The sequence below is a fragment of the Paraburkholderia sp. genome (assembly GCF_035501035.1).
Taxonomy (GTDB): domain Bacteria; phylum Pseudomonadota; class Gammaproteobacteria; order Burkholderiales; family Burkholderiaceae; genus Paraburkholderia.
Window position 1 is genome coordinate 1 of the sequence record NZ_DATJWR010000498.1, and the last position, 8,484, is coordinate 8,484.

The 8,484-nt window shown below is 65.5% G+C and carries 6 protein-coding genes and 1 pseudogene; 5 read left to right on the plus strand and 2 right to left on the minus strand.

Going from position 1 to position 8,484, the window contains the following annotated elements; genetic code table 11:
* From glnA to VMJ11_RS34060, 4 genes and pseudogenes are all read left to right on the plus strand, one after another.
* Positions 1-558, plus strand: a pseudogene (gene glnA, locus VMJ11_RS34045) (glutamine synthetase); the annotation flags it as partial.
* 269 nt (positions 559-827) lie between these two features.
* On the plus strand, positions 828-1,970 hold the full coding sequence (gene glnL, locus VMJ11_RS34050; protein ID WP_325625602.1) for a nitrogen regulation protein NR(II): 1,143 nt from the start codon (positions 828-830) through the stop codon (positions 1,968-1,970).
* A gap of 54 nt (positions 1,971-2,024) precedes the next feature.
* Entirely contained in the window at positions 2,025-3,614 is a 1,590-nt protein-coding gene (gene ntrC, locus VMJ11_RS34055) for a nitrogen regulation protein NR(I) (RefSeq protein ID WP_325625604.1), read from the plus strand.
* A 107-nt stretch (positions 3,615-3,721) separates the two neighbouring features.
* Positions 3,722-5,803 (plus strand): prolyl oligopeptidase family serine peptidase, encoded by a 2,082-nt coding sequence (locus VMJ11_RS34060; RefSeq protein WP_325625605.1) that lies wholly within the window; start codon positions 3,722-3,724, stop codon positions 5,801-5,803.
* A 9-nt stretch (positions 5,804-5,812) separates the two neighbouring features.
* Here VMJ11_RS34060 and xth read toward each other — a convergent pair whose 3' ends face one another.
* Positions 5,813-6,598, minus strand: a complete 786-nt coding sequence (gene xth, locus VMJ11_RS34065) for an exodeoxyribonuclease III (protein WP_325625606.1) — start codon at positions 6,596-6,598, stop codon at positions 5,813-5,815.
* A 336-nt stretch (positions 6,599-6,934) separates the two neighbouring features.
* On the opposite strand from xth, the gene VMJ11_RS34070 reads away from it, so the two are divergent.
* Positions 6,935-7,372 carry a DsbA family protein gene (locus VMJ11_RS34070; protein WP_325625607.1) on the plus strand — a complete coding sequence of 146 codons (438 nt, stop codon included), beginning with the start codon at positions 6,935-6,937 and terminating at the stop codon, positions 7,370-7,372.
* 64 nt (positions 7,373-7,436) lie between these two features.
* Here the strand turns inward: VMJ11_RS34070 and VMJ11_RS34075 are convergent, their stop codons facing one another.
* Positions 7,437-8,426 (minus strand): nitronate monooxygenase family protein, encoded by a 990-nt coding sequence (locus VMJ11_RS34075; RefSeq protein ID WP_325625608.1) that lies wholly within the window; start codon positions 8,424-8,426, stop codon positions 7,437-7,439.
* Positions 8,427-8,484: the final 58 nt, after the last annotated feature.

The following is an 8,484-nucleotide window of genomic DNA, read 5'->3' on the forward strand; positions in this document are numbered from 1 at the left end:
GGTAACGGCTACGCAGGCCTGTCGGAATTCGCGCTGTTCTACATCGGCGGCATCATCAAGCACGCTCGCGCGCTGAACGCCATCACGAACCCGGGCACGAACTCGTACAAGCGTCTGGTGCCGCACTTCGAAGCACCGGTCAAGCTCGCTTACTCGGCACGCAACCGCTCGGCATCGATCCGTATTCCGCACGTTTCGAATCCGAAGGGCCGCCGTATCGAAACGCGCTTCCCGGATCCGCTCGCCAACCCGTACCTGTGCTTCTCGGCGCTGATGATGGCGGGTCTGGACGGCGTGCAGAACAAGATCCATCCGGGCGAAGCCGCCGACAAGAACCTGTACGACCTGCCGCCGGAAGAGGATGCAAAGATCCCGACCGTCTGCGCGGGCCTCGACCAGGCGCTGGAAGCGCTCGACAAGGATCGCGAGTTCCTGACGCGCGGTGGCGTGTTCACCGACGGCATGATCGATTCGTACCTCGCGCTGAAGGAAGCCGAACTGCAACGCGTGCGCATGACGACGCACCCGGTCGAGTTCGAACTGTACTACTCGCTGTAATTGGCGATGGCGCTTCGCTGCACGCAAGCCGTACCGGCCTGCACGCAGCGAAGCCGCCGGTTCAGTTCGTACGACTCGCACGACGCTTGCGAAAAGCTCTCGAAGGGACGGCGGTGCCGTCCCTTTTTCGTTGGGCCGCCTGCCGTGTCGCGCGTTGCGCCGGCCGGCGAGTCGGGTGAGGCGCAGGGTGTGCACGAAGCACAGGTTGCGCCGCCGTTCTTCACGACCAGGACCGTTGCCGGTGCGCCGCTTGGCGGCCGGCCTGAAACATGGTGCTCAAGAATCTGATCAAGGCCAGAAAGGGCCATGCGGAACCGCTCTCCAACGACGCGCCGCTCGCCGAGTCGGGCCTGCTGCCCGGCTTCGAGGCGCTGCCGACCGTCGTGCTCGTGCTCGAAAAGCGCACGCTGCGCGTTGCCTTCGCGAATCCTTCGGCCGAGGCGATGCTCGATCTGTCGCGCCGTCAACTCGCGCAAATGGCGTGGTCCGATCTGTTCTCCAATGCGGACGAACTGCTCTCCACGATCGCGTCGATCGCCGCGCATCGCTTTCACGCGACACGCCTCGACACCGCGCTCGAGCGCCCGGGCCGCGAGCCGCTGAACGTGCATGCGATCGTCGGCTTTCTCGAAAGCGCGCCCGATTACGTGCTACTCGAACTCTTCGAGAACGAGCGGCACTTGCGCAGCGACCGCGAGGAGCGCATTCACGACCTCACGGCCGTGAACAAGCATCTGATCCGCAATCTCGCGCACGAGATCAAGAATCCGCTTGGCGGCATTCGCGGCGCGGCGCAACTGCTCGAATTCGAACTCGGCGCGCTCGAGCGCGACGAACTGCGCGAGTACACGCAGGTGATCATCAAGGAGTCGGACCGGCTGCAGACGCTCGTCGACCGGCTGCTCGAACCGCACCGGCATCCCCATATCGAAGGCGACGTGAACATTCACGAGGTATGCGAGCGCGTGCGCGCCGTGATCCTCGCTGAATTCCCGCGCGGCCTCACCATCGAGCGCGACTACGACGTGAGCGTGCCCGACCTGCGCGGCGACAAGGAGCAGTTGATCCAGGCGCTGCTCAACATCGTGCGCAATGCGGCACAGGCGCTGCGCGAGCGCATTTCGCAAGGTGACGCGCGCATCGAATTGCGCACGCGCATCGCGCGCAAGGTCACGATCTCCAAGCGCCTGTGCAAGCTGGCACTGGACTTGCATATCACCGACAACGGGCCCGGCATTCCCGAGGACATTCGCGACCGCATCTTCTATCCGCTCGTCTCCGGACGCGAGGATGGCAGCGGTCTCGGCCTCACGCTTGCACAGACGTTCGTCCAGCAGCACGACGGACTCATCGAAGTCGATAGCCGGCCGGGCCACACCGAGTTTCAGATTCTGCTGCCGCTCGACCGCTGAACCCAATTTTTGATTTACCGATACCGCACGCCATCAGGACTTCTGACCGATCTTATGAAGCCGATCTGGATAGTAGACGACGACCAATCGATCCGCTGGGTGCTCGAAAAAGCCCTGGCCCGCGAGAACTTCGCCACCCGTAGCTTCTCGAATGTCCGCGAAGCCGCGAGCGCGCTCGATCACGACAGCCCGCAGGTGCTCGTCTCCGACATCCGCATGCCGGGCGGCTCGGGCCTCGAACTGCTGCAGACCGTGCGCGAGCGCGTACCGGGATTGCCCGTCATCATCATGACGGCGTTCTCGGACCTCGATAGCGCGGTGGCCGCATTCCAGGGCGGCGCGTTCGAGTATCTCGCCAAGCCCTTCGACGTCGACAAGGCCGTCGAGCTGATTCGCCGCGCCGTGGACGAAAGCATGCGCGGCGAACAGCAGTGGGACGACCGCCCCGCCGAAGCCCCCGAAATGCTCGGCCAGGCGCCGGCCATGCAGGACATGTTCCGTGCCATCGGGCGGCTCTCGCATTCGGCGGCCACCGTCCTCATTACGGGCGAGTCTGGCACCGGAAAAGAGCTTGTCGCGCGCGCCTTGCACCGGCATAGCCCACGCGCGAACGGTCCGTTCATCGCGCTGAACACTGCCGCGATCCCTAAGGATCTTCTGGAATCCGAACTGTTTGGTCATGAGCGCGGTGCGTTCACGGGCGCGCAGGCCATGCGCCAGGGGCGCTTCGAGCAGGCCGAGAACGGCACGCTGTTCCTCGACGAAATCGGCGACATGCCGTTCGATCTGCAGACGCGCCTGTTGCGCGTGCTCTCGGACGGACAGTTCTACCGCGTAGGTGGCCACAACCCGCTGCGCGCGAACGTGCGCGTGATCGCCGCGACGCACCAGAACCTGGAGACGCGTGTGCGTCAGGGGCTGTTCCGCGAGGACTTGTATCACCGGCTCAACGTGATCCGCCTGCGTTTGCCGGCGTTGCGCGAACGCAGCGAGGACATTCCGCTGCTCACGCGCCACTTCCTGCAAAAGAGTGCGCGCGAGCTGGGCGTGGAGCCCAAGCGTGTCTCGGACGAGGCGCTCGCCTGGATGTCGTCGCTGCCGTTCCCGGGCAACGTGCGCCAGCTCGAGAATCTCGCGAACTGGCTCACAGTGATGGCGCCCGCGCAGACCATCGAGATCAAGGATCTACCGCCGGACCTCGTGCCTTCGCACGGCGCACAGGGCGCACAGGGTGCGGCGGTCGTGCTCGGCGACGCCGTGAACGCTGCCGATGCGGCGGGCGCGGGTGCCAACGGAGCGGCCGGCGCATCGTCGGTTGCGGGGGCGGTCGGCGGCTCGGGCGTGCCTGGTGCGATCGGCGGTGTGCCGGGAGGCGCGGTGTTCGGCGCACATGGCATCGGGGCACCCAATGGCGCCGCCGCATCGCCGCTGAGCGTGTGGGAAAGCGGCTTGCGCACGGAAGTCGCGCGTCTTTTGCGCGAGAACAGCGCGGACGTCATGGACGAACTGTCGCGCCGCTTCGAGGCCGCGGTGATCCGCGAGGCGCTCGACTTCACGCGCGGGCGCAAGGTCGAGGCGGCCGAGCGTCTCGGCATCGGTCGCAACACCATCACGCGGAAGATCCAGGAGCTCAATCTCGAGTGAGCAAAGCACATCGGGCAGGCCTCGCGCACTGCGAGCCGGCCCGGCGCGCAGTGCGCCAACGCGCGCACAGGGCATAATCGACGCTGTTTTCCCGTCGACGACCGATCATGCCCGTGACTTCCCCCTGGCCCGCTGAGGCCGATCCCTTCCTTTCCCTCGAATCGCTCGACGACCCGGCCGCCATGGCATGGGTCGAGGCGCAGAACGCGCGCACGCGCGCCGCGTGGCAAGGCGGCGCACGCTTCGAGGCGCTCGAGAAACGTCTCGCACAGGCCTATTTGCCGCGCGAGCGGCCGGTGATCCCGAGCCGCTGGAGGGAGTGGGCGTATGACCTCTGGGAGGACGAAGACAATCCCAAGGGGCTGTGGCGCCGCGCACTCTGGGCCGACTGGCGCGCGCACAAGCCGCAGTGGCAGACGCTCATCGACTTCGATGCACTCGGCGCGCAGGAAGGGGTGCCCTGGGTCTGCGCGGGCATCGACATCCTTTACCCGGACGGCGACCGCGCGCTGATCCAGCTTTCGGACGGCGGCGCCGATGCGGTCATCGTGCGCGAGTTCGACATCGAGCGGCGCACATTCGTGGACGAGGGCTTCGTCATCGCGAAGGAGGGCAAGCACACGATCTCGTGGATCGATCGCGATACGGTCTACGTGGGTTGGGAGAACGGGAGAAAGACGCTCACACGCTCGGGCTACCCGCGCGAGGTGCGCCGCTGGACGCGCGGCACGGCGCTTGCCGACGCGCCCGTGGTGTTCCGTGGCGAGTTCGACGACATCAGCGTGGAGGGCGACTACGATCCCGTCGAGAAGCGTCACGACGTGGTGCGCAGCGTCGACTTCTTCGATTCGTGGACTTATCGCCTGGACGAGCGCGGCGACTGGCAGGTGTACGACGTGCCGACGCATGTCGCGGTCGGCGCGTGGCATGGCTGGCTGCTGCTCGAGCCGCGCCTCGACTGGGCGGTTTCGGGCGCGACGTACGCGGGCGGCTCGCTGCTCGCGATCCGCGAGGACGCCTTCCTTGCCGGCGACCGCGCGTTTGTGGCGCTGTTCACGCCTACGCCCGTCACTTCGGCGTGCGACTGGACCAATACGCAAAACGTCTTGGTGGTCTCCTGGCTCGACGACGTGCAGAGCCGCACGATGCTCTGGCAGCCGCAGCAAGTGGACGGTGCGTGGCGCTGGGAGTCGCGCGCGTTTCCCGCACGCGCGAGTTCGCAGGTGGATGTCTCGCCGGTGGAGGACACGCTCAACGACGAGGTGTTCGTCGACGTCGACGACTACTTGCTGCCGCCCGAGTACTGGCTCGCCGATCTCGCGCAGGCGGATCTCCAGCAATGGGAGCTGATCGACCGCTGGCCCACGCAGTTCGATGCCGGGCCGCTCACGGTGATCCGCTCGCACGCACGCTCGGCCGACGGCACGAGCGTACCGTTCACGGTGGTCGGTCCGAAGGCCGTGCTCGAAGGCGACGCCCGCACGGCGTCGCCCTGCCTGCTCACGGGCTATGGCGGATTCGCCATTGCGCTCACGCCGCAATATCTCGTGAGCTCGGGCATCGGCTGGCTGGAGCAGGGCGGCGTGGTGGCGATCGCGCACATTCGTGGCGGCGGTGAATATGGCACCGCGTGGCACGTCGAGGCGCAGCGCGAGAACCGGCAGCGCTCGTTCGACGATTTCATCGCAGTGGCCGGGCAATTGATCGCCGAGGGTTATACGAGCGCCGCGCAACTGGGCATCAAGGGCGGCAGCAACGGCGGGTTGCTCGTGGGCGCGTGCATGGTGCAGCGTCCCGATCTATTCGGCGCCGTGGTGTGCGAAGTGCCGTTGCTCGACATGCAGCGCTATCCGCTGCTGCATGCAGGCGCATCATGGATCGACGAATATGGCGATCCTGAGGATTCCGAAGAAGCACACGCGCTGGCCGCGTACTCGCCTTACCATCACGTGAAGCCGGGCGTCGCGTACCCGCCTTCGCTCTTCACGACGTCGACGAGCGATGACCGCGTGCATCCGTCGCATGCGCGCAAGATGGTCGCCCGCATGCAGCAGCAGGGGCACGCGAATGTCTGGTATCTGGAGAACACCGAAGGCGGGCACGGGCCCGGCAGCGATTCGCTCGAGCGAGCGCAGTATGACGCGCTCGTCTATCGCTTTTTGTGGAACACGCTCTCCGGGAAATGGTGAGGCGGGCGTTCAGCCCGCGATATCGAGGCCGGCGATCACTGGCGTGTGGTCGGACGGCTGTTCCCACTTGCGCGGCACCTTGTCCACCTCGCATGAGGTGAGGTGCGGCGCAAGCCCGGGCGAGAGCAGAATGTGGTCGATGCGCAGGCCCGCATTGCGGCGAAACGCGAACATGCGATAGTCCCACCACGTGAAGGTCTTTTCCGGTTGCTCGAACTGGCGGAACGCGTCGACGAAACCCAGTTCGATGAGGCGATGGAACTGCGCACGCTCTTCGGGTGAGACGAGGTTCTGGCCTTCCCAGGCCTTCGGGTCGTGCACGTCGCGGTCTTCGGGTGCGATGTTGTAGTCGCCGAGCAGCGCGAGCTTCGGGTAGCGCTGCATTTCCTGCGTCAGCCAATCGTGCATCGCGTCGAGCCATTGGAGCTTGTACGCGAACTTTTCCGTGCCCGGCGCCTGACCGTTCGGGAAATATGCGCTGATCACGCGCACATCGCCTATCGTCGCGGCAATCACGCGCTGCTGCGGATCGTCGAAGCCGGGGATGTTGCGCACGATCGTGGCTTCGTCGACGAAGAGGCCCTCGCGCACGAGAATGCCCACGCCGTTATAGGTTTTCTGGCCCGCGAACCAGCTGCGATAGCCGTGGGCTTCGAGATCGGCGCGGGGGAACTTGTCGTCGGGAAGCTTCAGCTCCTGGAGGCAGAGCACGTCGGTCTTGCTCTCGTTGAGCCAGTCGATGACGTGCTGCAGACGGACCTTGAGGGAGTTGACGTTCCAGGTGGCGATTTTCATGTGAGGCTCTATAAGGTGACTGCGGGCTGGATTCAGACCGACCGCGACGGAATGCTCAAAGTGCGCGCCGGCCGGGCGGCGCGCGCGTGACGCGTCATTATCGCCTGCAATGCGCGGCCCGCGACAGCGGGCGCGTCATTCCCCGAACCACGGCTGCCTTCTGCTTTGATCTGCGCGGCGTATCGATTAGTGTGAACTTCGCGTGTCGCTATATTGAATCGGCTGCAGGCGCATTCGGGCGGTAGTCGAGCGGCGGCCAGCCGCGCTGCCTTGGGGGCGGCACAGTCGAAATGCGTGGCCCGCAAGCGACCGCGAGATCGGCGCGCAGGAGAAACGATGGGCGACGTGAAGGCGCATCTCTTGCGTGACTTTGGCAGTCCTATACTTATTCGAGCCAAAGCGAGCGACGCCTTCGGGGCTTGGCAGCAAGTTCGTTTCGAATACGTAGCGGTGCTGCTGGAGGGGCTCTTCGAGGTGAGCGGCCATCGCTCGGCGGTCGAGGCGTTTGCTCACGTGTGGGACCAGGAGCTCGAGACGAAAGACCCCGTGAGGAACCGCAAGGCGCCTGAGGCGGATGGCCCCGACGCCATGGCATTCGAACCGGCGATTGCCGATGGCGGGATGAAAGCTGCCCTGCTCGCGAACACGCAGTCGGCGTTCGAGCGTGGCGCGTTCGGCTCGCCGACTTTTTTTGCCGGCGAAGAGATGTACTTCGGCAAGGGTTCGTTGCGCGACGTGGAGGAGGAAATCGCAGATGTGAAGTCGCGCGCTTGAGGCATCAGGCCTCGGCACGCGGCAAAGCGGGCGCGGCATCATCGCACCCGCCTCGCGCCTTGCATCAGAGTGCCGCCTGCTCCTCGGCTTGCTGCGCTGAAACCACACCGAGGCGCGTGCGCGCCGCCTCATACTCACGCTTCAAACGCGCGATCAACTCGGCTGCCGGAGCGATGCTCTTCACGGCACCGATGCCTTGGCCCGAGCCCCAGATATCCTTCCACGCCTTCACGCGCGTCGAGCCGAAATTCATCTTCGACGGATCCGATTCCGGCAGCGCGTCCGGATCGAGGCCGCTCGCCACGATGCTCTGGCGCAGATAGTTGCCGTGCACGCCCGTGAAGAGATTCGAATAGACGATGTCGCCGGCGCTGCCCTCGACGATCATTTGCTTGTACGCATCGACGGCGTTCGCCTCATGCGTCGCGATGAACGCGGAGCCGATATAGGCGAGGTCCGCGCCGGCTGCCTGCGCCGCAAGAATCGCGTTGCCATTGCCGATTGCACCCGAGAGCAGCAGCGGGCCGTCGAACCATTCGCGAATCTCATGGATCAGCGCGAACGGCGAGAGCGTGCCCGCATGGCCGCCCGCACCGGCGGCCACGGCGATCAGGCCGTCCGCGCCTTTTTCGATGGCTTTCTTCGCGAAGGTGTTGTTGATCACGTCGTGCAGCACAATGCCGCCCCACGCGTGGATTGCATGGTTGACCTCTTCGCGCGCACCGAGCGACGTGATGACGATCGGCACCTTGTATTCGGCACACACGCCCAGATCGTGCTCGAGACGGTCATTCGACTTGTGCACGATCTGGTTCACGGCGAAAGGCGCTGCGGGAGCGTCGGGGCGCTTCGCGTTGTATTCGGCGAGTTCGGTGGTGATGCGGTCCAGCCATTCGCCCAGCACGTGCTCGGGCCGCGCATTGAGGGCCGGGAACGAGCCGATGACGCCTGCCTTGCACTGGGCGATCACAAGATCGGGATTCGAAATGATGAAGAGCGGCGAGCCGACGACCGGAATCGACAGGCCGCGGCGCAGCACGGCGGGCAGGGACATCCATATCTCCTTGACTGGGGCGGCGGCCGGGTGTGGCCGCCGTCGTGTTCTTCCTTGC

Coding starts and splice junctions, on each gene's coding strand:
- glnL (WP_325625602.1), top strand. CDS start 828: ATGGTGCTCAAGAATCTGATCAAGGCCAGAAAGGGCCATGCGGAACCG.
- ntrC (WP_325625604.1), top strand. CDS start 2,025: ATGAAGCCGATCTGGATAGTAGACGACGACCAATCGATCCGCTGGGTG.
- VMJ11_RS34060 (WP_325625605.1), top strand. CDS start 3,722: ATGCCCGTGACTTCCCCCTGGCCCGCTGAGGCCGATCCCTTCCTTTCC.
- xth (WP_325625606.1), bottom strand. CDS start 6,598: ATGAAAATCGCCACCTGGAACGTCAACTCCCTCAAGGTCCGTCTGCAG.
- VMJ11_RS34070 (WP_325625607.1), top strand. CDS start 6,935: ATGGGCGACGTGAAGGCGCATCTCTTGCGTGACTTTGGCAGTCCTATA.
- VMJ11_RS34075 (WP_325625608.1), bottom strand. CDS start 8,426: ATGTCCCTGCCCGCCGTGCTGCGCCGCGGCCTGTCGATTCCGGTCGTC.